Annotated in this window: 27 protein-coding genes; 16 read left to right on the top strand and 11 right to left on the bottom strand. The window is 38.3% G+C overall.

Annotated features, from left to right (window positions below; translation table 11 throughout):
- Window positions 1-20 precede the first annotated feature (20 nt).
- The 3 genes from I5349_RS00135 to I5349_RS00125 all read left to right on the top strand — a co-directional run bounded on the left by I5349_RS00135 (window position 21) and on the right by I5349_RS00125 (window position 3,355).
- Window positions 21-869 carry an endonuclease/exonuclease/phosphatase family protein gene (locus tag I5349_RS00135; protein WP_226388692.1) on the top strand — a complete coding sequence of 283 codons (849 nt, stop codon included), beginning with the start codon at window positions 21-23 and terminating at the stop codon, window positions 867-869.
- A 117-nt stretch (window positions 870-986) separates the two neighbouring features.
- Complete coding sequence (locus I5349_RS00130; RefSeq protein ID WP_226388691.1) at window positions 987-1,922, top strand: DUF4412 domain-containing protein; 936 nt, start codon at window positions 987-989, stop codon at window positions 1,920-1,922.
- 74 nt (window positions 1,923-1,996) lie between these two features.
- Entirely contained in the window at window positions 1,997-3,355 is a 1,359-nt protein-coding gene (locus tag I5349_RS00125; protein ID WP_226388690.1) for an NAD(P)/FAD-dependent oxidoreductase, read from the top strand.
- Window positions 3,356-3,390: 35 nt separating this feature from the next.
- Here I5349_RS00125 and lolA1 read toward each other — a convergent pair whose 3' ends face one another.
- The 4 genes from lolA1 to xerD all read right to left on the bottom strand — a co-directional run bounded on the left by lolA1 (window position 3,391) and on the right by xerD (window position 8,578).
- Window positions 3,391-4,041, bottom strand: coding sequence for an outer membrane lipoprotein periplasmic chaperone LolA1 (gene lolA1, locus I5349_RS00120; protein WP_226388689.1), 651 nt, complete (start codon window positions 4,039-4,041; stop codon window positions 3,391-3,393).
- 8 nt (window positions 4,042-4,049) lie between these two features.
- Window positions 4,050-6,515: an FtsK/SpoIIIE family DNA translocase gene (locus I5349_RS00115; RefSeq protein ID WP_226388688.1), complete on the bottom strand. Its 2,466-nt coding sequence runs from the start codon at window positions 6,513-6,515 to the stop codon at window positions 4,050-4,052.
- Window positions 6,516-6,583: 68 nt separating this feature from the next.
- A complete protein-coding gene (locus tag I5349_RS00110) occupies window positions 6,584-7,636 on the bottom strand; it encodes a quinone-dependent dihydroorotate dehydrogenase (protein WP_226388687.1) in 1,053 nt (350 codons plus the stop codon).
- 39 nt (window positions 7,637-7,675) lie between these two features.
- The gene (gene xerD, locus I5349_RS00105; RefSeq protein WP_226388686.1) at window positions 7,676-8,578 is read right to left on the bottom strand and encodes a site-specific tyrosine recombinase XerD; all 903 of its coding nucleotides are present in this window, start codon (window positions 8,576-8,578) and stop codon (window positions 7,676-7,678) included.
- 37 nt (window positions 8,579-8,615) lie between these two features.
- Between xerD and aroQ the strand changes: the two genes are divergently transcribed.
- The 5 genes from aroQ to I5349_RS00080 all read left to right on the top strand — a co-directional run bounded on the left by aroQ (window position 8,616) and on the right by I5349_RS00080 (window position 11,974).
- A complete protein-coding gene (aroQ, locus tag I5349_RS00100) occupies window positions 8,616-9,038 on the top strand; it encodes a type II 3-dehydroquinate dehydratase (RefSeq protein WP_226388685.1) in 423 nt (140 codons plus the stop codon).
- Between the two features lie 3 nt (window positions 9,039-9,041).
- Window positions 9,042-10,112, top strand: a complete 1,071-nt coding sequence (locus tag I5349_RS00095) for an aminotransferase class V-fold PLP-dependent enzyme (RefSeq protein WP_226388684.1) — start codon at window positions 9,042-9,044, stop codon at window positions 10,110-10,112.
- 58 nt (window positions 10,113-10,170) lie between these two features.
- Window positions 10,171-10,740 carry a MarC family protein gene (locus I5349_RS00090; RefSeq protein ID WP_226388683.1) on the top strand — a complete coding sequence of 190 codons (570 nt, stop codon included), beginning with the start codon at window positions 10,171-10,173 and terminating at the stop codon, window positions 10,738-10,740.
- A gap of 65 nt (window positions 10,741-10,805) precedes the next feature.
- Window positions 10,806-11,258: a ribonuclease HI gene (rnhA, locus tag I5349_RS00085; protein ID WP_226388682.1), complete on the top strand. Its 453-nt coding sequence runs from the start codon at window positions 10,806-10,808 to the stop codon at window positions 11,256-11,258.
- Window positions 11,259-11,260: 2 nt separating this feature from the next.
- Window positions 11,261-11,974 (top strand): tRNA1(Val) (adenine(37)-N6)-methyltransferase, encoded by a 714-nt coding sequence (locus tag I5349_RS00080; RefSeq protein WP_226388681.1) that lies wholly within the window; start codon window positions 11,261-11,263, stop codon window positions 11,972-11,974.
- On the opposite strand, the gene I5349_RS00075 is transcribed toward I5349_RS00080, so the two are convergent.
- Complete coding sequence (locus tag I5349_RS00075; RefSeq protein ID WP_226388680.1) at window positions 11,971-13,299, bottom strand: saccharopine dehydrogenase C-terminal domain-containing protein; 1,329 nt, start codon at window positions 13,297-13,299, stop codon at window positions 11,971-11,973. The genes I5349_RS00080 and I5349_RS00075 overlap by 4 nt on opposite strands.
- A gap of 115 nt (window positions 13,300-13,414) precedes the next feature.
- Here I5349_RS00075 and cdd point away from each other — a divergent pair, with 115 nt between their 5' ends.
- Window positions 13,415-13,900, top strand: coding sequence for a cytidine deaminase (gene cdd, locus I5349_RS00070; protein ID WP_226388679.1), 486 nt, complete (start codon window positions 13,415-13,417; stop codon window positions 13,898-13,900).
- The gene (locus I5349_RS00065; protein WP_226388678.1) at window positions 13,897-14,529 is read left to right on the top strand and encodes an alpha/beta hydrolase; all 633 of its coding nucleotides are present in this window, start codon (window positions 13,897-13,899) and stop codon (window positions 14,527-14,529) included. The genes cdd and I5349_RS00065 overlap by 4 nt, the downstream gene beginning before the upstream one ends.
- Here the strand turns inward: I5349_RS00065 and I5349_RS00060 are convergent.
- The 3 genes from I5349_RS00060 to ubiE are packed head-to-tail and all read right to left on the bottom strand — an operon-like array spanning window position 14,512 to window position 16,706.
- Window positions 14,512-15,279, bottom strand: coding sequence for an SDR family NAD(P)-dependent oxidoreductase (locus I5349_RS00060; RefSeq protein ID WP_226388677.1), 768 nt, complete (start codon window positions 15,277-15,279; stop codon window positions 14,512-14,514). The genes I5349_RS00065 and I5349_RS00060 overlap by 18 nt on opposite strands.
- A gap of 3 nt (window positions 15,280-15,282) precedes the next feature.
- Entirely contained in the window at window positions 15,283-16,035 is a 753-nt protein-coding gene (gene porT, locus I5349_RS00055; protein ID WP_498366180.1) for a type IX secretion/gliding motility protein PorT/SprT, read from the bottom strand.
- The gene (ubiE, locus tag I5349_RS00050) at window positions 15,984-16,706 is read right to left on the bottom strand and encodes a bifunctional demethylmenaquinone methyltransferase/2-methoxy-6-polyprenyl-1,4-benzoquinol methylase UbiE (RefSeq protein ID WP_226388675.1); all 723 of its coding nucleotides are present in this window, start codon (window positions 16,704-16,706) and stop codon (window positions 15,984-15,986) included. Before ubiE ends, porT begins: the two co-directional genes overlap by 52 nt.
- 113 nt (window positions 16,707-16,819) lie before the next feature.
- On the opposite strand from ubiE, the gene yihA reads away from it, so the two are divergent.
- The 3 genes from yihA to I5349_RS00035 all read left to right on the top strand — a co-directional run bounded on the left by yihA (window position 16,820) and on the right by I5349_RS00035 (window position 18,359).
- Window positions 16,820-17,428 (top strand): ribosome biogenesis GTP-binding protein YihA/YsxC, encoded by a 609-nt coding sequence (gene yihA, locus I5349_RS00045; protein WP_226388674.1) that lies wholly within the window; start codon window positions 16,820-16,822, stop codon window positions 17,426-17,428.
- Between the two features lie 67 nt (window positions 17,429-17,495).
- Window positions 17,496-17,996 carry a DUF5606 family protein gene (locus I5349_RS00040; RefSeq protein WP_226388673.1) on the top strand — a complete coding sequence of 167 codons (501 nt, stop codon included), beginning with the start codon at window positions 17,496-17,498 and terminating at the stop codon, window positions 17,994-17,996.
- A gap of 27 nt (window positions 17,997-18,023) precedes the next feature.
- Entirely contained in the window at window positions 18,024-18,359 is a 336-nt protein-coding gene (locus tag I5349_RS00035; protein WP_226388672.1) for a hypothetical protein, read from the top strand.
- Here the strand turns inward: I5349_RS00035 and fbp are convergent.
- Entirely contained in the window at window positions 18,356-19,387 is a 1,032-nt protein-coding gene (gene fbp, locus I5349_RS00030) for a class 1 fructose-bisphosphatase (protein WP_226388671.1), read from the bottom strand. The two genes, I5349_RS00035 and fbp, sit on opposite strands and share 4 nt — an antisense overlap.
- A gap of 51 nt (window positions 19,388-19,438) precedes the next feature.
- Between fbp and I5349_RS00025 the strand changes: the two genes are divergently transcribed.
- Window positions 19,439-20,716 carry an aspartate kinase gene (locus I5349_RS00025; RefSeq protein WP_226388670.1) on the top strand — a complete coding sequence of 426 codons (1,278 nt, stop codon included), beginning with the start codon at window positions 19,439-19,441 and terminating at the stop codon, window positions 20,714-20,716.
- Here the strand turns inward: I5349_RS00025 and I5349_RS00020 are convergent.
- Window positions 20,713-21,588 carry a fructosamine kinase family protein gene (locus tag I5349_RS00020; protein ID WP_226388669.1) on the bottom strand — a complete coding sequence of 292 codons (876 nt, stop codon included), beginning with the start codon at window positions 21,586-21,588 and terminating at the stop codon, window positions 20,713-20,715. The two genes, I5349_RS00025 and I5349_RS00020, sit on opposite strands and share 4 nt — an antisense overlap.
- Window positions 21,578-22,066: a low molecular weight protein-tyrosine-phosphatase gene (locus I5349_RS00015; RefSeq protein WP_226388668.1), complete on the bottom strand. Its 489-nt coding sequence runs from the start codon at window positions 22,064-22,066 to the stop codon at window positions 21,578-21,580. The genes I5349_RS00020 and I5349_RS00015 overlap by 11 nt, the downstream gene beginning before the upstream one ends.
- A gap of 250 nt (window positions 22,067-22,316) precedes the next feature.
- Between I5349_RS00015 and I5349_RS00010 the strand changes: the two genes are divergently transcribed.
- On the top strand, window positions 22,317-23,549 hold the full coding sequence (locus tag I5349_RS00010) for a 3-deoxy-D-manno-octulosonic acid transferase (RefSeq protein WP_226388667.1): 1,233 nt from the start codon (window positions 22,317-22,319) through the stop codon (window positions 23,547-23,549).
- Entirely contained in the window at window positions 23,546-24,478 is a 933-nt protein-coding gene (gene rsgA, locus I5349_RS00005) for a ribosome small subunit-dependent GTPase A (RefSeq protein ID WP_226388666.1), read from the top strand. Before I5349_RS00010 ends, rsgA begins: the two co-directional genes overlap by 4 nt.
- Window positions 24,479-24,628: the final 150 nt, after the last annotated feature.

The following is a 24,628-nucleotide window of genomic DNA, read 5'->3' as shown; positions in this document are numbered from 1 at the left end:
AAAATCATGAATAAAGATTTATGAAAAAGCACATTTTACTTATTTATATTTTTTGCATTGTATCTAGCTACGGAATTAGTCAAACACTTTCAGTAGCCACTTACAATATAAAATTTGATGATAAAAGAGACACTATTAACAACTGGTCAAATAGGCTTCCTCAAATCATTGGGTTAATAAAACATCACCAATTAGATATTATAGGCACTCAAGAAGGGTTAAAACATCAACTAGAAGATCTTAAAGATGGCTTATTGAGTTATGAATATATTGGTGTAGGTAGAGAAGATGGTATAAATAAAGGAGAGTTTAGCGCTATATTTTATAATACTGAAAAAGTAAAAGTCTCAGATAGCGGAAATTTCTGGTTATCAGAAACACCTGATAAACCATCGGTTGGTTGGGATGCAGCTATGGAGCGGATATGTACTTGGGTAAGGTTTGAAACGATTTCTGATGAGACAACTCAAGTATTCTACGTTTTTAATGCACACTTTGATCATGTTGGTAGAGAAGCTCAAATAAATAGCACTAAGTTAATTTTAGAACAAATACCAAAAATTATCAAAAACGAAGAAGTGATTTTGATGGGAGATTTTAATATAACACCACAGAGTGAAGCTTATGAAAACCTAAAATCAAGTACACTTACTGATAGCTACATCAGTTCTGCAAGTCCTCCTTATGGCCCCATTGGTACTTTCAATGCATTTGACTGGCAGATGAAGCCTACTAGACGAATTGATTATATCTGGACTTCACAAAATCTGATAATAAAAAAATACGCTGTAATTACCGATAATTATGGACTAAAATACCCATCCGATCATTTCCCAGTTCGTGCATTAATATCTTTTGTTAAAAAGTAATATTAGGATTTGACTAAAAAAACACTGCCGGTAAAGAATTCTTTATCGGCATTTTTATTCCAATTATCTAAAATTACCACTACATTTCGGACATAAACCACTAATCCTCAAATCAATATGAAAACAAGATTACTTTTGACAGGATTTTTTTTAACCTGCATCATTTTAACCACAGAAGCACAGCTGCTAAACAGTCTCAAAAACAAAGCACAACAGGCCGCTAATAAAGCATTAGAAAAAAAGCTAGAAAAGGAACTAGATAAAGCTGCTGAAAAACAAGTAGAGAAAGCTTGGATGGAAATATTTGGAGAAGAGGAGATTTCCTCAGATGATCCTGAAATCGCTGCAGAAAGGAAAGCTAAGTATGAAAACTTCATGAAAAGTCTTTATGAAGAAGTCGAAACTGCGGACGTCTATACGTTTGACGCATTGGCCAAAATAGAAATCATCGCAGTAGATGATAAAGGTAGAGTACAAGATCCTTTCATGATGGACATGCTAATATCTCAAAGTGAGAGAATCACTGGATCTAAGATCAATACCATCGAATCTCAATCTATGATGACATATATCATGGATCAAGAAAGAGAAGTTTCTGTGATCTTGATGGACAATCAAGACGGTACTAAATCTAGCATGGCATACAAACAAGATGTCTACTCAACATTTGATAGTGAAGATCAAGAGGAGGATGAAGAACTCATCTCTAAAGATGCTAAATTCACTAAGACTGGCAAAAGCAAAGAAATTTGTGGCATCATGTGCGATGAATATATCACGGAAGATGAAGAGTACAGATCTAATGTTTGGGTCAGTCAAGAAAATGTCGCCTTACTAAAATTGATGCAGTCAAATAACGAAACTAGTCAGATGAAAAACAGACAACCTCTGACTAACCCAAGCTGGCCTACAGGCAATGTAATGGCTATAGACTACTTTTCTAAAAAAGATAAAAGCGAATATCACTATATAGTCAAAGAACTTCATACTGACAGAAAAACAAGTTTCAAAGTAGCTGAATATCCAAATCTTATGCTAGGAGCAAATCAATAAATTATACACAATAACAGAACGATAGGCGGTAATAATCGTACAAAATAGGGAAATCTCACTCAAATCCCTCCTTTATGAAAAATGCGCCAATTGCAGTTGATTTTATCCAAAACTTACCTCAATCATCAAATCCACGCATCGTCATCATCGGTGGTGGATTTGCTGGTTTAAAGCTAGCACGCAAACTCGCGCATAAGCCTTACCAGATCGTCTTACTCGACAAGAATAACTACCATCAGTTTCAACCGCTTTTCTATCAAGTAGCCACTTCGGGACTTGAGCCCAGTGCTATCTCATTTCCTTTGAGAAAGATATTTCATAAGACTTCGAATGTACATTTTAGAATGGCAGAAGCGCTTTCTGTAGATAGTACAGCTCAAATACTTTTTACCAGTGTAGGAAAGATCAGCTATGATTACCTCGTCATAGCCGCAGGAGCTGACACCAACTATTTTGGCATTGAAAACATTCGAAAAAACGCCATTCCTATGAAGTCTGTGTCAGAAGCACTCTACATCAGAAATAGAATCATCGCTAACTATGAGGAAGCGCTAAATACACTCACTGATGATGCTGCTGAAGAAATGATGAACGTAGTCATCGTAGGTGGTGGACCTACTGGAGTAGAACTAGCTGGAGCTCTAGCGGAGATGAAAAAGTCTGTTTTGCCTAAAGATTATCCCGAGCTGAACTTTGACCTGATGGAAGTCTACTTGATAGAAGCTAGCTCACAACTGCTCAATGGTATGTCTGAAGCTTCCTCCGAAAAAGCTAAAGAATACCTCACTAGACTTGGTGTAAACGTCATGACAAAAGCACAAGTAGTCGACTATGATGGGCAAAAAGTAAGTTTCAAAAATCATGCGCCTATCTTTACCAAAACGCTTCTTTGGGCAGCTGGAATCAAAGCCAACCACTTAGAAGGACTAGAAGAAGCTAGCTATACAAAAGGTGGGAGACTGATCACTGATCGATTCAATAGAGTGTCATCCTATCAAAATATCTTTGCACTAGGGGATGTCGCTTATATGAGTACTGAAAAGTACCCCAATGGCCATCCTCAAGTAGCTCAAGTAGCTATACAGCAAGCCAAAAATCTAGCAGACAATCTACTACTCTGGCGAAAAAACAATGATGTATCAAGTGGAGAAAAATTTGTATACAAAGACTTAGGATCTATGGCTACAGTAGGGCGAAAACTTGCCGTAGTAGACCTCCCAATTATTCACTTCAATGGCTTCTTTGCCTGGATCACTTGGCTATTTATTCACTTGATGGCTATAGTAGGGGTTAAAAATAAAGTCTTTATATTCCTTGACTGGGCTTGGAACTATCTATCCTTTGATCCATCATTGAGACTTTTGATCAGGCCTAGAAAAGTAAAGCAAGAAGAAGTATCAGAGCTACTAGAGCCAATAAAAAACCCATCCTAAAAAGGATGGGTCGTATAAAGTCTATTTCTAATTAGTTACCTTAAATCTATCACCTCTACTCCAGGATATTTTTTCACGTCAAAGTTGAAATCCGCATCCTTTAAGTTGAGATTAGGCTGAAAATTATTCACTATATAACTGAAAGTCCCACCTGTTTCATCAGTGATTTTCCAGCTCTTCAGGTTTTTAGTATCTTTTTCTATTTGCAAGATCACTTTTTTAAATGGCGAACTTTTAGAAGTTGGCGTGAGCTCTACATATTGATAAGTGATAGCACCTTCTTTTTTTTCAGGAAGCAACTTATAGTTGTATCCTTCTTTATAAATCGTATAGATATTCGAAGGAGTAAGTTCTTCTTCAGAAGGCTCAAAATAATTGATCGTAACTTCTTTAACACCATCTAGGTCAAGGTACGTCCAGATGACATCCCCATTATTGAAAATCTCTTGCCCACCGATATTGAGCTTGTATTTGTTTCCTTTTACAGCGATCTCGCCACTCATCTTTTCATTGATACCCTCAGCCGAGTTTTCAAAGGTATAGTCAAAGTTAGCTTTAAATCCACTCATTTTTTGATACTTAGCACTCATCTGATCGAGTAGCTGTAGTGCACTAGGATCCCTTTGCGCGAAGATAGCACCACTGCTAATCAATAGTATGCAAAAGGATAGTATGATATTTTTCATTGTTTAGGCTAATATTTATTGTTGAGCTCACTCAATAATTGTTCCAAACTCCCTTCATCTGTAATCAAGACTTCTCTGGCTTTACTTCCTTCAAATGGTCCTACGATACCCGCAGCCTCTAGCTGATCGATGATTCTACCTGCTCTATTGTATCCAAGCTTCAATTTTCGTTGGATAAGCGAAGTACTTCCTTGCTGCGCATTGACGATCAGCCTAGCCGCATCTTCAAAGTAGGCATCACGATCTGAAAGGTCTACATCTCCAATACCATCTCCTCCCTCATCTCCTACAAACTCTGGAAGTAAATAAGCAGTACTATATCCGCGTTGATTACCGACAAAATCGCAGACAGCGTCTACTTCTGGTGTATCTATGAAAGCGCACTGCAATCTGATAATCTCAGACCCCATTGATAGCAACATATCACCTTGACCAATAAGCTGATCTGCTCCTCCTGCATCTAATATCGTACGTGAATCTATCTTAGAAGTCACTCTAAAGGACAATCTCGCTGGGAAGTTAGCTTTGATGATACCTGTGATGACGTTGACTGATGGACGCTGCGTAGCTACTACTAGATGTATCCCAATAGCTCTGGCTAGCTGAGCAAGTCTGGCTATTGGAGTTTCGATTTCCTTACCCGCTGTCATCATGAGATCCGCCAACTCATCTATGACCAACACGATATATGGCAGAAACTTATGTCCATGCTCAGGGTTGAGCTTTCTCTGAACAAACTTTGCATTGTATTCTTTTAAGTTTCTACAACCTGCATCTTTGAGTAGATCATATCGCTGATCCATTTCTATACAAAGTGAATTGAGCGTATAGATCACCTTCTTAGTATCAGTGATGATCGCCTCTTCACTATCTGGAAGTTTGGCCAGAAAGTGCCTCTCTAGCTTATTGAAAAGTGTAAGCTCCACCTTTTTGGGATCCACCAAAACAAATTTCAATTGAGAGGGATGCTTCTTATATATCAAAGAAGCTAGTATGACATTCAATCCAACAGACTTACCTTGACCCGTAGCACCAGCCATAAGTAGGTGAGGCATTTTAGCTAAGTCCGCCACAAATATCTCATTTGATATGGTCTTACCTAGTACTACTGGCAATTCCTTATCACTCTTCATGAACTTCTCTGTAGCCAATACAGAACGCATACTGACCATTTCCTTATTTTTATTTGGCACTTCTATACCGATAGTGCCTTTACCTGGAATTGGCGCAATGATACGAATACCCAGAGCCGCTAAGCTCAAGGCAATATCATCTTCTAAGTTTTTGATCTTAGAGATCTTCACCCCTGCATCTGGGACGATTTCATAGAGTGTCACCGTTGGCCCTATTGTTGCCTTGATCTCTTGTATGCCTATTTTAAAATTGATAAGTGTCTCAACAATTTTATTTTTATTAGCTTCAAGTTCTTCTCTGGTTACCTGGACTTTGGCACCTCCATACTCATTGAGTAAGTCTACAGTAGGGTATTTATAAGAGCTAAGATCTAGGGTTGGATCATAGTTTTCTAGCTTATCAGCAGGCTTGTCATCTGCTATAGTCTCTTCTATTTTAAAGTTATCCTGTACTTCCTCTTCTACCTCTTTATTTAAATCATTGCTTAGTTGTAGGTCGAGCTTCGTTTCTTTGACGGGTAGTTCCTCTTCATTTTTTGTAACTGATAATGGCATACTAGAACTTACTGGAGCCTCAGTTTTGACAGCCCAGTCAGTTAGTACCTCTTCATCCTCTTGTTCGTCTGCTACTATTTCATCTGACTCAGACGAATCTGTCATATTTGAAAAAAGCTTCTCCTCATCTTCGTCCAAAGTCACTTCCTTCTTAGTAAGCCAAGCGATATTGGTAATGTTGAAAAAGAAAACATTGAAAACTAAAAAAGCGAAAAGTAGCACAATAAAAGTCCCCCAACCAAAAAAGCCGTTAACTAAGACAGCAAGTTCATATCCAATGCCTCCACTGAGGTAGCCGAAATAATTGAAGTCGTCAGTAAGCAATACTACGTAGCCTAGCATCAAACCAAGCCAAAAAGTAAAGAATACACTGAACCAAAAAAATCTACTAATAGAAATGAGCGATCTTTCAAAGACTACTTTAAACCCAATCAAAAACATCAGCGGTGGCAAGAAAAATGCCGCTAGACCGAACCACTTAAAAATGAAATAATGAGCTAAATAAGCCCCAGCATATCCAAACCAGTTGCGCGTCTCCGCTACGGTCTCTTTGAGATCTCCGTCTATGGTCTGCGTGACAACACTTTGATCTACTCTACCTGTAAATAGATAGGCAAAGAAAGCAATGAATAGAAAGATAGCACTTAGCAATAAAAATAAGCCAAAGGCTAGGTGGATTTTGCGATCTTTCAAAAAGGCAATATCGAATTTAAACTTCGACTTTGTTTTCTTTTCTGGCTCGCCCTTTTTCTTAAAAGTGTTTGATTTATAACTATTAGTGCTCATGCTTTTTCTCAAAAATCATTTGAAGATATGAAGAATCGTCTAAAGTCCGAAGCTTAAACGAAAAAGACCTAATTGATCTGTTTTTGCTTGATGTATGAAAGCAAACCTCTATTGATATCACTCACGATACTTGGACCTTGATAAATAAATCCAGTATAAACCTGCACTAGACTAGCTCCTGCTTCCAACTTCTCTATCGCATCGGCAGCGGTGAATATACCTCCTACACCAATAATCGGAAAGCTTCCACCTGACTTGTGACTTAAATACTGGATCACATCAGTGCTTCTCTTAGCCAATACTTTGCCACTTAGACCTCCTGCACCGATTTTTTCGATTTTATCTGTTGATATGCTCAGTTGATCTCTAGCTATGGTGGTATTAGTAGCGATGACTCCCGCTATTTTTGTTTCCTGAATGATTTCTATAATATCATCTAGTTGTTCATTGGTCAAATCAGGTGCTATTTTAAGCAAAACTGGCTTTTGAGCGGGTTTTGACGAATTCCTAGTCTGTACCGCCATCAAAAGTGCTTTAAGCGGTTCTTTATCCTGAAGTTCTCTAAGATTAGGTGTATTAGGAGAGCTGACATTGACTACAAAATAGTCCACATAAGGATACAGTGCATCAAAGCAATGCTCATAATCAGCCACTGCTTCCTCATTTGGTGTTACTTTATTTTTCCCAATATTACCTCCAATAATTACTTTTGATTGGCGCTTTTTCAATCTTTCAACTGCTTCAGCCACTCCTCCATTGTTAAACCCCATTCTATTAATCAACGCCTGATCCTCTGGCAATCTAAATAATCTAGGCTGAGGATTTCCTATTTGTGGCTGAGGTGTCAGCGTCCCAATCTCAATGAAACCAAAACCAAGCTGAGACATCTCATCGATCAGTACAGCATCTTTATCGAATCCCGCGGCTAAACCTACAGGGTTAGGAAATTTGATACCAAAAACCTCTTTTTCAAGCAGCGGATCCGCAAATTGATATTTTGACTTTAGGATTCTTTTCGCTCCTGGGAGATTGAAAAAAAACTTTACCAAACGAAAAGTCAAATGATGTGCTTGCTCAGGCTGAAGTCTGAAAAGAAGTGGCTTGATGATGGATTGGTACACAGCTTAAGGATTTATTGCGCTAAAATACATAATCCTCGGCTATTTTCTGGGATGAAAATCAAGTAATACTTGGCGTAAATAATCTCTATCCAAATGCGTATAAATCTCTGTAGTAGTAATGCTCTCATGACCAAGCATTTCTTGTACAGCCCTCAAATCCGCACCACCTTCGATCAGATGAGTCGCGAAAGAATGCCTAAAGGTATGCGGGCTGATACTTTTTTTGATACCCACCTTTAAAGCCAAATCTTTGATCACGGTGAAAACTGTCACCCGACTTAGCTGAGAGCCTCTCCTATTGAGAAATACATAAGGTTCACTGCCCTTTTTGATAGGATAGTGCACTCTGATCTGCTCTAGATATATCTTGGTGTACTTCATCGCATCTCTACCGATCGGCACGAGTCGCTCCTTGTCTCCTTTCCCTATGATCTTGAGAAAGCCTGCATCAAAGTATAGATTGGCCATTTTTAGACTCACTAGCTCCGTCACCCGCAAACCAGAACTGTAGAGAATCTCCAACATAGCCCTATTCCTCGCGCCATCAGGTGTAGATAGGTCGATCGCTTCTAGTAGGGAATTGATCTCATCAAAATTAAGTGTATCTGGAAGCTTACGACCAATCTTAGGCGCCTCCACCATTGCAGTTGGATCTTTTGTGATGCGATTTTCAAAAAACAAGTATTTATAAAAAGCCTTTACGCCAGACAAAATCCTCGCTTGTGAGTAGGAACTCATCCCTAACTCTCCTATGTATTGCAAAAAACTTTTGATTTGAGCGGCTTTTATCTCCGTAGGATCCTCTGGTCCATTGGAGATGTCTATAAACTGTTTTAGCTTTACGATATCGTGCAAATAGCTATCGATAGAGTTTTGAGCCAATCCTCGTTCTAGCTTTAGGTAGTTTTTAAAGTGCTTGATCTGTGTTTCCCAGGCTTGCATGTTCGAAATTTAGCTAAATTAAAATATCCATCGCCAAATGAAATTATTAATCTTAAACGGACCGAATCTCAACTTGCTGGGTAAAAGAGAACCTGAGATCTACGGATCTGAGAGTTTTGACACTTTCTTTAAAAAACTGCAAGCAAAGTATGAAATCATCTCCTTGGCTTACTTCCAGAGTAATCTAGAAGGGGAACTTATTAATAAACTTCATGAGGTAGGATTTGACTATGATGGCATTCTCTTCAATGCGGGTGGCTACACACACACTTCTGTAGCACTATCAGATGCCATAGCAGGGATCAAAACACCCGTGCTTGAAGTTCACATCTCCAATGTATATGCAAGAGAAGAGTACAGACACAAAAGCATCATCGCGCAGCACTGTATAGGCAGTATCACTGGCTTGGGACTTTTGGGCTATGATCTAGGAATTCAATATTTTATCGAAAAGGCGTAAGTCATGAAGCAGCGTATCTCATTTTATCCAGGGCCATCACAAGTCTATGCTGAAGTTCCCATTTGGGTACAAGAGGCCTATGACCTAGGACTTCTGAGTGCTAATCATAGAAGCTCGGAGTTTATGTCCATGTGTGAAAAAACGATTGCTGATCTAAAAGAGAAATTGGAAATTCCCGCCAACTATGGTGTTTACTTCACTTCATCCGCTACTGAATGCTGGGAGATCATCTCCCAGTCGCTAGTTAGACGTAGCTCTATTCACTTGTTTTCTGGTGCTTTTGGGGAAAAATGGTACGGCTATGCCAGAAATATCCATCCAGAAAGCATCGCACATCCATTTGACATGAATGAGCGCATCGCAGTAGATCAGCTCAAAATATCTAAGCATACAGAGCTGATTGCTCTGACGCATAACGAAACCTCAAATGGTACACAAGTAGATATGCAGACTATAAAGCATATCAAAGAAAAATTTCCCGAACTACTGATAGCTGTAGATACTACCTCAAGTTTAGGTGGTGTAATCATGGATTTTTCTTTAGCAGATGTTTGGTATGGCTCAGTGCAAAAATGCTTTGGTCTTCCCGCAGGACTAGGTGTGATGATCTGCTCCCCAAGAGCTAAAGATCGTGCATTGGCTATCGGTGAAAAGAAACACTACAATAGCCTTCTAAGCATCATGCAGCAGATGGAAAATTTTCAAACAAACTATACACCCAATGTTCTAGGAATCTTCCTCTTGGGAAAAGTAGCTGCAAACATGGCTCCTATCCGCCAAACACATGACCGCATACATAAAAGATATTTAGACTTCAACCAATACCTGACGAAAAAGACAGAAATACATCATCTGATCAAGGATAAAAATCTCCAAAGTCATACAGTATTTCCGATAGTAGCAGATCCCAATATCATCCTAAAACTCAAGTCTCAAGCTAGTGAGCATAAACTTGCGCTTGGTAGCGGATATGGTGATTTGAAGGCCTCTACATTTCGCATAGCCAACTTCCCCGCTGTACCAGATGAAGGATTTGATAGGCTAAAGTTATTTCTTGATGAACACCTTAGCTGACTTCAGTTAGCCAAATAATATTTGCTACCTTTGCGGAAAATTAAGCCAAGCAAACAACATGTTCAATATCAAAGACACTCTATCCGTCACACTCATCCTATTTTCAGTCATTGATATTTTGGGTTCTATCCCGATCATCATCAACCTGAGAAAAAAAGCTGGACACATCCAGTCAGGAAAGGCTACGATAGCTGCAGGTCTACTGATGATTTTATTTTTACTTTTTGGAAAATCGATCTTGAGCCTTTTTGGCATAGGAGTAGAAGATTTTGCCATCGCTGGAGCGCTGATCATTTTTGCTCTTGGAGCTGAGATGATTTTAGGTATTGAGATATTCAAGCCAGATCCAGATGCTACTAATAGTGCCTCTATAGTCCCTTTAGCATTTCCACTAATTGCTGGAGCGGGTACATTGACCACTATTCTTTCTCTGAAGGCAGAGTATAGTCAAGCCAATATTCTTCTGGGAATCGTGATCAATTTGATCATCGTATTTGTAGTACTGAAAAGCACTAACTGGCTTGAGCGCAAGCTTGGTAAAACTGGTGTAGATGTATTGAGAAGAATTTTCGGAATCATCCTTTTATCAATCGCCATCAAGCTATTCAAAAGCAATCTTTTTGGCTAATGATTCCACTGATCGGTTTTTGAAGCTAAATTCTTTAATTGGTCGCTTTCTATTAAATTTACCTTATGATCGTAATGTACACAGATGGCGCTGCCAAAGGCAATCCAGGACCTGGAGGATATGGTGTAGTACTCAAGTTTAAAGATCTTCGAAAGGAACTCTCTGAAGGCTTTAGGCTAACTACCAATAACCGAATGGAACTCTTAGCCGTGATCGTAGGGCTTGAAGCGCTCAAAGTCAGTCCATCTGAAGTCATGATCTACTCTGATAGCAAATATGTGGTGGATGCTGTAGAAAAAGGCTGGCTATGGAATTGGCTTAAAACTGGCTTTAAAGGCAAAAAAAACGAAGACCTTTGGAGAAGATTTATCCCTGTATATCGAGCACACAAAGTGAAATTTTACTGGGTCAAAGGGCATGCTGGAAATCCAGAAAATGAGCGATGTGATCAGCTAGCTGTAGCAGCTGCTGAGCGTCCAAATCTCCCCGCTGATCATGGCTATGAAGAAAGTGTCTAATCATGGCAAAAGAGCATGTTTTTAGATTCAAACAATTTAGTGTTCGACAGGCGCAGTCTGCTATGCGCATCAGTACTGATGCTGTAGTTCTGGGAGCTCTTGCTGAAGGGGAAAATCCAAGAAATATACTAGACATTGGAACTGGCACAGGAGTCTTAGCCTTGATGCTCGCTCAGCGCCATCCTGCTTCTCAGATCACGGCCATAGAGCCTGATCGAGCTTCATTCGAAGAAGCTCAGGCTAACTTTAGTGAGTCTCCATGGTCTGATAGACTTTTCATCCACAGAGAAAAACTTCAGACTTATCAATCTCAGACTAACTTTGACCTGATCATCTGCAATCCGCCTTACTTCGAAAATCATCCTTTATCCCATGATGCTCATAAGAACAAAGCGATGCATTTATTAGAACTCAGATTTGAAGACCTAGTAAATGGTATCGAAAGATTTAGTCATGCAGATACTAGCGTTTGGATCATCCTGCCAAAGGTACAGATGACTCAGCTCTCGAAAATGATGAGCTTTTTCTCATGGTATATACAAAAAGAAGTCTTGTTAGCTGAAAATCAAAAAAAAGGAAACGTAAGAAGTATTTGTCATTTTGTCAAAAAACCGATCAACTCAACAATAGAGCAAACACTTTTTATCAAGGACGAATCGAACAATTTTACAAATGATTACATCAGTCTATTGAAAGACTATCTGATCATCTTTTAGAATTCTACTTCTTTAAAATTTATCCCTAAAGTTTCTAACTCATCTAAAATAGGATCATAGACTTCTTCATAGATAGGAAGCTGTACTCCTCTTAGGCTAAGTCGATTTTCTAACAAAAGTTTACAAGCGATCGCTAGTGGAAGCCCCACGGTCTTTGACATGGCAGTATGCTGAGCATTCTCTCCTATACAGACCATACTTGAACTGACTTTGATAGTTGATTGCTTATTTTCAAATTCAAAAAGGTGCTGCATCACCGTCATATCTTGATCTGCGGCATTTAGCTTCCACTTTTCCTCCAAGATATGCTGCAAAATAGCCGCTGGGGTCTTTTTACTTGGCGTGATGACTTCATGATCAAATAGCCCAAGCCAAGCTAGTTTTTGAAAAATAGCAGCATCTTGACTCTGAGGAATCAACCTACTTAGCTTAGATTCTACCGAATCGTTCGGATCAAAGGGTAAAAACGCATTTAGAAATTTTCTTTTCGTCAAATCTCCTGTCCATGCCAAAGAATAGGTGTCATCAGTCATCCCTAACTGCACAAAGACATCCCAAGCTTGACAAAAACCTACTCTCCTCAAAGTTCCTCTAAGGATAGTTCTGAGCTTTTTTAATCCATACACCTCTCTATAGCTAAGTGAGTCTCTATTCGCGTAGCCATCATATTCCACTCCTCCCACAGAAAGCTTATCTACCCTACTAAAAAGCTGATGATAAGGAATGTACTTAAAGTCTCCCTCTTCTAAATACTTCGAAACCCCTTGTCCTGCTAAAACGACATTGCGTGGATTCCAAGTAAACTTATACTGCCATGGGTTGTCCCTCTCAGCGCTTGGTGCTAAAAGTCCCCCACAATATGACTTAAATGAAACAGTCTCGAATCCTTTGTCTTGATAAGCTTTGATGACACGCATAGCAGACATATGATCTAGTCCAGGATCCAGTCCACATTCATTGAGAAAAAGTAAATCAGCGGCCTTTACAGGAGGGTCAAGTGCTCTCATCTCTTCTGAGATGTAGGAAGCCGTCAGCAAGTGCTTTCTAAGAGCTAAACAATCCTTTGCTACGGTAATGTGCATGAATGCTGGAAGCATAGAGATCACTATATCTACCTCTTGAATGAGAGCCTTCCTAGCCGAATCATCACCTGCGTCTAATCGTCTAGCTTCTGCCATGGGATGTATCCCTACATGTCGTTGAGCAACTGCCAGATCAGCATCTGCTATGATCAACTTAACCGACTTATTTTTAGCATAATCCAACAAATAAGCGATTAGATCACTTGAAGACTTCCCAGCACCCAATATTAAAACTTGCTTCATGTCATTTCAATTTGGATTAAATATGAAAATGATTCACAGAGATTCAAATTTTTTCACCATATTTCAAACCCTATTTTAGTAGGGCGAGTTACTACTGTCCTTTTAGACAATCAACATGAGTAGAAAAGTAGAAAAAATCATATCCCTTGAGGAGTATCAATATGCTGAATTAACCCTAGCTGACCAAGAACTCATCAGAGAAGCTAAAGTAGCGGCTAATAATGCCCATGCACCTTACTCCCAATTTAAGGTGGGAGCCGCACTTCGTCTAAAAGACGGCCGTATCGTCAAAGCTAATAATCAAGAAAATGCTTCGTATCCAGTAGGTATATGCGCAGAAAGAGTGGCTCTTGCTTATGCCTTTGCAAATGATTCAAAAGCCGTAGTCTCCGCTATAGCAGTGGTAGCGCGAAAGCAAGATGCTCCAGAAACTGTTCCAGTGACGCCATGCGGCATGTGTAGACAAGCGATCTCTGAATATGAGACTAAACAATCTAGTCCTATCAGAATCCTCATGGAAGCACCAGAAGGCAGAGTCTATGTGTCTGCAAACATTGATAATTTACTCCCATTTAAGTTTTCGGATAACGATCTCAAGTGAGTACTGCCAAACATATTAATTTTCAATTTACTGGAAGATATTATACCCTGGGAGAAGCTCAAACGGCCAAATCTATTTGGGTGGTTTGTCATGGCCATGGACAGCTTGCAGAATTTTTCATTCGAAAATTTAAGAGCTTAGCGGATGCTGGACATTATATCATTGCCCCTGAAGGTTTAAATAAGTACTACTTAGAAGGCTACTCAGGAAGGGTCGGAGCGCATTGGATGACTAGCAATGATCGTGAAATAGCAATTACTAACTATCTAAACTTTCTAGACAGTATAGCAAATAAAGAAATGACTTCAAATAAGCCTATTTCATTACTTGGTTTCTCACAAGGTGCTGCTACAGCTGCACGCTGGGCACTCACTACAAAGTTTGACCTTTCCAAACTAGTCTTGTGGGGTGGAGTATTTCCTCCTGATATGAAATGGGATGAAAATCAAAAGCTTTCTTCTGACAATACGCACTTGGTATACGGCAAGCAAGATGAGTTTTTCAAGCAATCAATATTTGATGATCAACTAACCTTACTTTCTAAGATTGGCATCAAACCAAGCATACACACTTTTGATGGCGGACATGAGCTTCATGAAGAAACGATGCTATCAATTACCAGACTTTAGATTTTTTTCAACCATAGTAGCACTTCCTTGGGCTGTAGGGAAGATTGTGATGTCTAGTAGATTTACATGAGCAGGTCGAGTCACCACAAATAGTATCGTTTCAGCAATATCTGTAGCTTGAAGTGCCTGATAACCTTGGTAAACCGTCTTTGCACGATCTTTATCACCTTTGAATCTCACTTCAGAAAATTCCGTTTCTACTAGACCTGGATTGATGGCTGTTACCTTGACGCCACATGGATTAAGATCCTGTTTCATGCCCTTATTGATAGCATCTACTGCATGCTTCGAGGCACAGTAAACATTCCCATTGGGATAGACCTCCTTACCAGCTATCGAACCGATATTGATGATATGGCCTGATCTGCGATTTACCATTTGAGGAATCACCGCTTTGGAGACATAGAGCAAGCCCTTTACATTGATATCTATCATCTGCTCCCAGTCATCTACAGAGCCGTCTTGTATAGGAGAAAGTCCATGAGCATTACCCGCATTATTGACTAGCACATCTATTGGCCTCCATCGATCTGGTAGGCCTTCGATACTCTTGAAGACTGCCTCTCTATCACTCACATCAAAGACCAAAGGAAGAATATCAGCTGACTCATCGATAGCCTTTGCTAGTTGATCAAGTCGCTCTGCTCTTCTCCCACATGCGATGATATCATAACCGTTTTGGGATAAAGTAAGCGCTGTTGCATAACCTATTCCAGAAGTAGCGCCAGTGACAAGGGCGATTTTTCTCATGTCTTATTGAAAGTTTAGATACAATGTAATCGTGTGAGACCTCATAGAAGCTATCCCCGTAGCAAATTCTGGGTTGCTTGTAGTCTGATCAAAAATATTAATCAAACCGTGTGAGTATCTGATCTCAGGGGAAAATTTAAAGTATTCGAAATACAAATCAAAACCGAACCCAAGTTCTAAAGCTAAGTCATAAGTAAGCGTACTGATAGGCGCTACTTCTATATTGTCTCGCTTCCTACCCTCGATCATAGGATTGATACCACCTATCATATAGGCACGAGAGTTCATTCTTCTGATAGATTTATATTTCAAAAGTAAAGGAAACTCTACCTTGGTGTTTTCTATTAGAATCTCATCACTAGGTGCGTCAGTGTACCTGACTTCTATACCATACTGATAAAAACTGATCTTGGGTGTAATGCGGATATCTAGCTGATCATGCAACCTTACATTACCAATAAATCCTAGCGCAAAACCAGTCGCATACCTAGGCATGATCGCCTTTTGATTGCGCGTGAATACATTACTAGTATCTAAAAAAGCCTCAGAGTAGCGTAATCTGTAGGAATGACTATGAGCTGCCAAGAAAAATCCATAACTGATGAGCTTATCATCATCTCCCGATTTATACTTAGTCTTCCATTTGGTGTCTTGCGCCCATCCCTGAGAAAATGAAATAAGCAAGATGAAAAAAAATATTGAAACTATTTTTCTCCTATGTAGATCGAGCTGATACCAAATGTGAGTGGGATGCATTTTGTGTTTTTAAACCCTACTTTTTCCAATATAGTCAAAAAGTCCTTTCCATCAGGAAACGCTTGCACTGACTCGGGCAGATATGTGTATGCCGAGTTATCTTTTGATATGAGCTTCCCGATACCTGGAAGTATGTTTTTGAAGTAGAAGTTATACAGCTGCTTCATAGGAAAAGCCTTTGGCTTTGAAAACTCTACGATCACAGTTTTACCCCCTGGTCTCAATACACGCTGCATATCTGCTAGACCCTTCTCTAGATTTTCGAAATTTCTAACTCCAAATGAAACGATGACAGCATCAAATTTATTATCTTCAAAAAGCAGCTTTTCAGAATCTCCCACCTGAAGTTCGATCTTGTGATCCAACTTCATTTTCTTAAGCTTCTTTTTCCCTTCATTGAGCATTCCTTCCGAGATATCGACTCCAATGATTTTATCAGGGTTTAGTGCTAGCGCCTCTATGGCAAAATCACCAGTACCAGTAGCGATGTCTAAAATTAGTTTTGGCTGATCAGCTCTAAGCTGCTTGACAGCCTTTTTTCTCCAGATAATGTCAATTCCCAAACTCAATAAATGATTAAGCAAATCATATTTTTTACTGATGTTGTTAAACATCGTAGCTACTTGCTCCTTCTTTCCTGCCTCCTGCTCCTTATATGGTACTACTGACATGCGCTATTTGTAAAGGTAATTGTTTAATTTTGTGCAATATTACTAAATAACTTTTGTCCACTCTTATTGTTCGGAGGAAAATACCCTCTGAAATTCACATTACCCGATATCACATGATCACCTCAGCAGAATTTGTCATCAGTAATACAGATTATAAAAAAGGCCCAGCAGAAGACAAGCCTGAATTTGCCTTTATCGGTAGATCAAATGTGGGAAAATCTTCTCTAATCAATATGCTTACTAATCATAGTAAGCTAGCCAAAACTTCAGGAAGGCCCGGCAAGACACAGCTGATCAATCACTTCATCATCAATAATGCTTGGTATCTGGTGGATTTACCAGGCTATGGATTTGCCAAAGTGAGCAAAGACATCAAGTCCAAATGGGACAAAATGATAAAAGACTATCTAACTAATAGAAAGAATCTTTTGTGCACCTTTATCCTCATTGACTCTAGGTTAGAACCTCAAAAAGTAGACCTTGAATTCATCGACTGGGTAGGTCAAAGTGGCGTACCGATTTGTCTGATTTTTACCAAAGCGGATAAACAATCTCTCAATAAAACGCAAGCTACAATAGCGCAGATGAAAAAAGCACTCCTCAGATCTTGGGAAGAGATGCCCCAGTATTTTATCACATCTGCAGAAAACAAAACAGGACGAGAAGAAGTCCTCAACTTCATAGCTGAAGTGAGCGAATCCTTTGAGCCAAAGAGATTCTAAAATTTGTATATCGCTATTTTTATCACATTATTTGCATCCTATTTGAAATACCTGATCAACATTATATATGGAATTTAGAGAATTAGCAACAATAGCTGGAAAAGGTGGGCTTTTCAAGATCTTGAAGCCTACGAAAAATGGTGTCATTTTAGAATCACTCGATGATAAAAAGGCAAAACTAGTCGCTGGCACAAGTCATAGAGTATCTATACTCAACGAGATATCAATCTACACTACTGACACAGAAGGCACTAAACCTCTAGAGGAGGTGATGATCATCATAGAAAAAGAATTTAAAGGTGATATAGACCTAGATAGCAAATCTTCTGATGAAGAGTTGAGATCATTTCTCAAGCATGTACTACCTGAGTATGATGCTGACAGAGTCTATGTATCAGACATCAAAAAACTCGTAAGCTGGTATAAAATCTTAAAGCAATATGCGCCAGAAGTACTTCAACCGGCTAAAGAAGAAGTGAAAGCAGAAAAGCCTGTAAAAGAAAAAACTACTACAGCTAAAGACGAGTCAAAAACTAAGGCTCCCAAAAAAGCTAAAAAATCAGAGTAAAATGAAGGGAGCTAATCACTCCCTTTTTTGATGATGAATAGTCAGGATATCATAAGCTTAAGTATTGATCAGATCAGTAAAGGGCTTCAGCTCGAACTGCAACACAAACCTAAGTTAAAGGATGAAGGAGACCCTGAGAAAATACTTCTCGCATGGCTGACTCCTATAATCAAACATTTGTTGGACACCAATCTGGAGCGCTTACTACATCTTCTATATCGAATAGATGTAAGCGAGCTAAAAGTAAAAAAGACATTACTAGAAGCTAGCCCCGATGAGATAGCTTCTAGTTTGTCTATTTTGATTATTCAAAGGCAATTGCAAAAAATAGCATTAAGAGAAAAGTACAAAGGTTTTAGTTAAGCATGTACTGAATGCTCTTTGACATAACCTTCCACCTCATTTACCATACTTTTAGAGCCTATATAAAGAGGAACTCTTTGGTGAAGATTCTCAGGCTCTATTTCTAAGATTCTGCGTTGACCATCCGATGCTTTTCCTCCAGCTTGTTCGACTATAAAGGCCAAAGCCTGTGCTTCATACATCAATCTAAGCTTTCCATTAGGATCTTTTTTGGTCGAAGGATAAAGATAAATCCCTCCTTTTAGCATATTTCTATGAAAATCCGCCACCAATGAACCGATGTATCGAGCACTCATTTCTTTATCCTTGCATTGCTTGATATATGCCTGTATAGACGGCTCAAAATGATTTGAAGACCCCTCATTGATGCTATATATTTTACCAGTCTCTGGTATTCTGATATTTTGATGAGAAAGAAAAAACTCTCCTAAAGATTGCTCATAGGTGAATCCATTCACTCCATTGCCAGTTGTGTAGACGAGCATAGTAGACGACCCATACAGCACATAGCCAGCCGCTACCTGCTTCAATCCTGATTGCAACACATCTTCTTTGGTGATGGCACTTCCTATCGGAGACACTCTCCTATAAACTGAAAAAATAGTCCCGATAGAAATGTTAACATCGATATTTGAAGACCCATCGAGCGGATCTATAGCTACCACATATTTTCCTTCTGGCTTGCCCGTATCTATGATCTCATCCACTTCTTCAGAGATGATCGCGCACACCTCTCCACCTTTGGTAAGGGCTCTCGTAAATCTGATATCAGCGATCACATCGAGTTTTTGCTGCTCCTCACCTTGTACATTCATCTGACCAAATGCACCCGCTATATTAGCCAAACCAGCACGATTGATTTCTCGGTTTACTATTTTAGCTGCTAGAGCGATATCCCTTAGCAGCTGAGACAGCTCTCCACTTGCAAAAGGGAAGTCGTCTTGCTTACTTTTGATAAATCTATCTAGGGTAGTTCCTACAGAATATCCTAATTTTGATTTATCAGATTGATTATTGTCTGATGACATGTAGTATATTGTTTTGGGTAATGACTAATCGAAATTAGCACTAAAATTTTTATGGGAAAAATAAAAGTATTCAAATTTGGAGGAGCCTCTGTAAAAGATGCCTCAGCGGTGAAAAACCTCTTAAAAATATTAAACAATCGATTGCAAGAAAATTTAGTGGTCGTCATTTCCGCAATGGGAAAGACTACTAATAACCTCGAAAAAATCCTTTTTTCAAGATATAGTAACATCCTTTATGAAGACCAAGTTGAAGCACTTTTTGATTATCATTTTGAGATATTGAGTTCGCTCAACCTGCAAGATACTCCTACGGAAACTTCCCTTAGAAATTATATCAAGTCTTTGAAGCAAATACTTCAAGGCGATATTAACGACAGTAATTATGATTTCTACTATGACCAAATCATCAGTCTAGGTGAGCTGATTTCTACTACTATTGTTGCTGATTTTTTGATTTTAAATAATCTCCCTATCACGTGGGTAAATGCTAAGTCGATCATCAAGACTGACGCAACTTATCGAGAAGGAAAAGTCAACTGGGAAACAACCATTTCAGCTACGAAAGCCACCTTACAACCGCTCTTAGCTGACCAAAAAATAATACTCACACAAGGATTTATAGGCTCCACAGCTGATGGACATACCACCACTCTGGGTAGAGAAGGGTCTGACTATACAGCAGCTATACTAGCCCACTGTCTCGAAGCGATAGACGTCACCATATGGAAAGATGTCCCAGGTGTGCTCAATGCCGATCCTAAACGTATAAAAGAAGCTAAACTTTATAGTAGGCTTTCATATGATGAGGCTGCTGAGATGACGTTTTATGGTGCCTCCGTGATTCATCCCAAAACTATACGCCCACTAGCAGTCAAAAACATCCCTTTATTAGTTAAGTCATTTTTACATCCGGATGATACAGGCACAATTATCAGTCAATCAAGTGATCACGAAGATATCCCTGCCATCATCATAAAAGACAGGCAGACTTTAGTTTCCTTTAAAACAAGAGACTTTAGTTTCATAAATGAGACACATCTACATAAAATATTTGAGAGCCTATCACTACTCAATATCAAAATCAACTTGATGCAAAACTCAGCAGTAAGCTTTTCGATTAGTATAGACGATGCTCCAATAAAGCTAGAAAAGTTAATGGAAACACTTCAAAGCGACTTTCAGATCAGGTATAATACTGATCTACAACTTATCACCATCAAGAATTATAGAGATACACTCATCCAAGATTTCACCAATCAAGCGGAGGTATTGATGGAGCAGCGCACTCGCAATACCTGTCAGATAGTATTATCTAGAAGTATTCTTTAACCAAGATACTTCTTTAATATATGGGAGACTTTAGTCAGATATGAAGGCCCAAAGCTATTAGCATGTACCAATAGTGGATAGAGTAGATAGATCTCTTCTCTGATTTGAAAGCCACTTTGGAGTGGAAATATCTCAGAGTATGTCGCATAAAAGATACTTTCAAATCCTCCAAAAAGTTTGGTGAAAGCTAGCTCCATCTCTCGATGACCGTAATAAACCGCAGGATCGATTAAGGCTGGCATATCATCACCAGTAGCGAGTATATTCCCACTCCATAGATCTCCATGAAGTAATGCCGGAAGCTCTTTTGGAATCAAGGTGGGCAGCTTTGGATAAATTCTTTGAAAATTCTTTAAATAGGACAGGTCCACCAATCCCTCATAATAGGCAAGCCCTATTTGAGGCTCAAGACGCTCATTGATGAAAAAATCTATCCAATTATCATGAAACTTGTTTGACTGCGGTAATGCACCAATGTAATTGTCATGATCAAGGCCAAAATGTGTATTACTTTGCGCGTGAAGCGTTGCTAAGCTTTCAGCTAAGTTTATCCAGAATTTTATCGTTTTTGGAGTCTCTGGGATAAACTCCATCAATAGGTAGTTAACTGATAAGTTAGATCCGAAGTGAAGCGGTTCGGGTACTTTGAATTGACTCAGAGAATCCAACAATTGTAGTCCTTTGAACTCCTCCTTATATGGACTCAATTCTTCATGGTTCCATTTCAAAATAAAGACTCCCTTATTAGTTTGCAGCTTGGCTATGGTATTGATATGGCCAGCTGACTGGATGAATGCATCTTCAAGAATAGTAGCCGATCCTAGAGACTCCTTTAGTACAAAATCAAAAAGCTGATTGACATCATCGAGCATCAGCTTCTGCTAATTTTTCTTCTTTTAAAAAAACTAAAAATGAATCTACAGCATCCGATAGAATATCAAATACTTTCTGAAAACCTTCATCCCCTCCATAGTACGGATCGGGAACTTCTTGACCTTCTGTCTGATCAAAACTTCTTAGTAGATGGACATTATCATGCGCTATATGATGCATTTGCATGAATTTATTAATTTCTGATAAGTTAGACTTATCCATCGCCAAGATATAATCAAAACTTTTGAAGTCCCTTTTGTTTAATTGTCTAGCTCGATGCTTGATCTCAACTCCATTCATTTTTGCATTAGCAAGTGTCCTGTCATCAGGCAACTCTCCTATATGATAGTCTGATACACCACAAGAGTCACATTTCACCTTATCTGATAAGCCTGCATCCATTATCTTTTTTTGAAATAGTGCCTCAGCCAGTGGAGACCGACAAATATTGCCAAGACAGACAAATAGAACTCTCATATTTTTAGGTTGATGTATCAAGTAATATATTATTGTAAAATCGCAAATTCATGCATTCAAACACTTTAAATTAAAGAACATTTTTATTTTTATCAAAACATTTTTCCTTTCTAAGAAATAAAATTCTACCTAAAAATTTAAAGCTCACCTATTCATCGACAGGCATAAGCTAGTGATCTCTTAGTTAAATAAGAGATTTAAATTTGATAAAGATAAAGCCTTATGAGAGGATTATTTAATTTTGAGTCATATGATGATTATTTACAGATTTCTAACGACTCTTTTGATTGGATTACTCCGTATAGCTGCTTTATTGATTCCAAAGATCAAGACTTTATTTTCTGTTAGAAAAAATTGGTTTCAACAGCTACAGCAAATCAGAAACTCTACCACAGAGGAATTTTGCTGGTTTCATGTGGCCTCTTTAGGAGAGTACGAGCAAGCCAAACCTGTGATACAAAAATTAAAGAATGAGCTTAACTATCATATTCTGATTTCATTTTTTAGCCCATCAGGATATGAACATGCTAAGTTGGGAGAAAATGAGCATAAAATCTATCTACCACTAGATACGGTCCAAAATGCCAGAGAATTTATAAGCACACTTACTCCTACGTTAGCGATTTTCGTTAAGTATGACATCTGGCCCAACTTTATTACAGAAAGCAAAAAGAATGAAATTCCTCTTTATTTGATTTCAGCCGCACTCAGAACAGATCAAATCTATTTTAAATGGTATGGTTCAATATTTAAAAAATCACTAAAATCATTTGATCATATATTCACTCAAAACGAAGCTTCTATAACCCTTCTTCAACAACTCGATATTAAAAATTGCACATTTGTAGGAGATACTAGATTTGATAGAGTAATTGAAATTAGTCAAAACCCTAAATCATTTCCTGACATTGAAGACTTTTTAGATGGGGCAAAGTGTATTGTTATAGGAAGTTGCTGGGAAGAAGACATGACCTTACTTATCCCATTTATTAATTCACACCCCGATTTGAAATATATTATTGCTCCACACGATATTAGAAGCAAATCCATTGATATTTGGATGGAAGCCATCACACTGGAATGCATAAAGTACTCTGAAATAAATCAATATAAAAACGCTAGAGTACTGATCATAGATAATATAGGCATGCTATCAAGCCTTTATCAGTATGCATATATATCTTATGTTGGTGGTGCTTTTGGTAAAGGCCTGCACAACATATTGGAGCCTTTAGCCTTCTTGAAGCCAACACTTTTTGGTGAAGTTTCTAAAATTAATAAATTTCCAGAAGCCACTATATCTGCTAAGTATGGATGTAGCTACTCCGTATCAAATTCAGATGAATTGACTCAAGTGATTAATGACCTATTGAATAACTCAGATAGATACTCTGACTCAGTTAAAGCAGCTATCAAATATGTGAATGATAATAAAGGTAGTAGCAGTAAAATAATTAAGCATATACAAAATCACCAAAAATGAACGAGCAAAAGGGAATTATTATAAAGTCAACTGGTTCATGGTATACTATACTTTCAGATAGACATGCATATCAAGCAAGACTTAAGGGGCGGTTTAAACAAAGTGACTTTAAATTAACAAACCCAATCGCTGTAGGTGATAAAGTGCTTTTTATAAAAGAAGAAAAAAATGAAACCTACTTAATCATTGATATATTACCACGAGAAAACTATATCATTAGAAAATCAACAAGAAAAACCCACTTTGGACACATCATTGCGTCTAATATTGATCAAGCGGTATTGATTGTAACAGTCGATCAACCTAAGACTTCTCTTGGTTTCATTGATAGATTTTTAGTCAGTGCTGAGAGTTTTCGAATTCCTGTTCTAATTGTTATCAATAAGTCCGATCAAATAAAAGCAATCGATCAATTAGTGTATAGAGACGTTATAAAAGACATATATCAGTCTATAGACTATGAAGTTATAGAAGTCTCAAGTATTGGTGATACATACAATATTGATAAACTAAGGAAAAAGCTAGAGGGTAAAACTAATTTATTTGCAGGCCATTCAGGAGTTGGTAAGTCAACTCTTCTAAATACCCTCATTCCAACAGCTAATCAACAAACAACTAACATTTCATCCTACTCTAACAAAGGAGTTCATACTACAACATTTGCAGAAATGTTTGTACTGAATCAATCAACCTTCATCATTGATACTCCTGGCATCAAAGAATTTGGCATTCTTGGAATAGAAGACAATGAACTATCACATTACTACCGAGAAATGAGGCCTTATTTAGGTAAATGCAAATTTAATAACTGCAAACATGTAAACGAACCTAACTGTAGCATTATAGAAGCTGTAGAAAATGATGAGATTTCAGTCGAACGATACGAAAATTACATCAAGCTTCTCTTTGAAGAAGATATTATGAGATAAAATAATATCTGTCAGGATTTACTCTTTTGATAATATTGAAGATAAAAACTCATTTAAAAAATAAAGTGCATAAAAAAAGTCCTTAAGTTTTTTGAGGACTCAAGGACTATAATAAAGGGTGGCAACGACTTACTCTCCCGGGTGTAACCC

The sequence above is a fragment of the Penaeicola halotolerans genome (assembly GCF_016464625.1).
Classification (GTDB): domain Bacteria; phylum Bacteroidota; class Bacteroidia; order Cytophagales; family Cyclobacteriaceae; genus Penaeicola; species Penaeicola halotolerans.
Note: the sequence above shows the minus strand (reverse complement) of the source record. Positions and strands in the feature narration are given on the sequence as shown.

Coding starts and splice junctions, on each gene's coding strand:
- rnhA (WP_226388682.1), top strand. CDS start 10,806: ATGATCGTAATGTACACAGATGGCGCTGCCAAAGGCAATCCAGGACCT.
- I5349_RS00115 (WP_226388688.1), bottom strand. CDS start 6,515: ATGAGCACTAATAGTTATAAATCAAACACTTTTAAGAAAAAGGGCGAG.
- yihA (WP_226388674.1), top strand. CDS start 16,820: ATGATCACCTCAGCAGAATTTGTCATCAGTAATACAGATTATAAAAAA.
- cdd (WP_226388679.1), top strand. CDS start 13,415: ATGAGTAGAAAAGTAGAAAAAATCATATCCCTTGAGGAGTATCAATAT.
- I5349_RS00130 (WP_226388691.1), top strand. CDS start 987: ATGAAAACAAGATTACTTTTGACAGGATTTTTTTTAACCTGCATCATT.
- I5349_RS00135 (WP_226388692.1), top strand. CDS start 21: ATGAAAAAGCACATTTTACTTATTTATATTTTTTGCATTGTATCTAGC.
- I5349_RS00040 (WP_226388673.1), top strand. CDS start 17,496: ATGGAATTTAGAGAATTAGCAACAATAGCTGGAAAAGGTGGGCTTTTC.
- xerD (WP_226388686.1), bottom strand. CDS start 8,578: ATGCAAGCCTGGGAAACACAGATCAAGCACTTTAAAAACTACCTAAAG.
- I5349_RS00060 (WP_226388677.1), bottom strand. CDS start 15,279: ATGAGAAAAATCGCCCTTGTCACTGGCGCTACTTCTGGAATAGGTTAT.
- I5349_RS00095 (WP_226388684.1), top strand. CDS start 9,042: ATGAAGCAGCGTATCTCATTTTATCCAGGGCCATCACAAGTCTATGCT.
- I5349_RS00125 (WP_226388690.1), top strand. CDS start 1,997: ATGAAAAATGCGCCAATTGCAGTTGATTTTATCCAAAACTTACCTCAA.
- I5349_RS00080 (WP_226388681.1), top strand. CDS start 11,261: ATGGCAAAAGAGCATGTTTTTAGATTCAAACAATTTAGTGTTCGACAG.
- I5349_RS00010 (WP_226388667.1), top strand. CDS start 22,317: ATGATGATTATTTACAGATTTCTAACGACTCTTTTGATTGGATTACTC.
- porT (WP_498366180.1), bottom strand. CDS start 16,035: ATGCATCCCACTCACATTTGGTATCAGCTCGATCTACATAGGAGAAAA.
- fbp (WP_226388671.1), bottom strand. CDS start 19,387: ATGTCATCAGACAATAATCAATCTGATAAATCAAAATTAGGATATTCT.
- I5349_RS00020 (WP_226388669.1), bottom strand. CDS start 21,588: ATGCTCGATGATGTCAATCAGCTTTTTGATTTTGTACTAAAGGAGTCT.
- lolA1 (WP_226388689.1), bottom strand. CDS start 4,041: ATGAAAAATATCATACTATCCTTTTGCATACTATTGATTAGCAGTGGT.
- I5349_RS00090 (WP_226388683.1), top strand. CDS start 10,171: ATGTTCAATATCAAAGACACTCTATCCGTCACACTCATCCTATTTTCA.
- I5349_RS00075 (WP_226388680.1), bottom strand. CDS start 13,299: ATGAAGCAAGTTTTAATATTGGGTGCTGGGAAGTCTTCAAGTGATCTA.
- rsgA (WP_226388666.1), top strand. CDS start 23,546: ATGAACGAGCAAAAGGGAATTATTATAAAGTCAACTGGTTCATGGTAT.
- aroQ (WP_226388685.1), top strand. CDS start 8,616: ATGAAATTATTAATCTTAAACGGACCGAATCTCAACTTGCTGGGTAAA.
- I5349_RS00015 (WP_226388668.1), bottom strand. CDS start 22,066: ATGAGAGTTCTATTTGTCTGTCTTGGCAATATTTGTCGGTCTCCACTG.
- I5349_RS00025 (WP_226388670.1), top strand. CDS start 19,439: ATGGGAAAAATAAAAGTATTCAAATTTGGAGGAGCCTCTGTAAAAGAT.
- ubiE (WP_226388675.1), bottom strand. CDS start 16,706: ATGTCAGTAGTACCATATAAGGAGCAGGAGGCAGGAAAGAAGGAGCAA.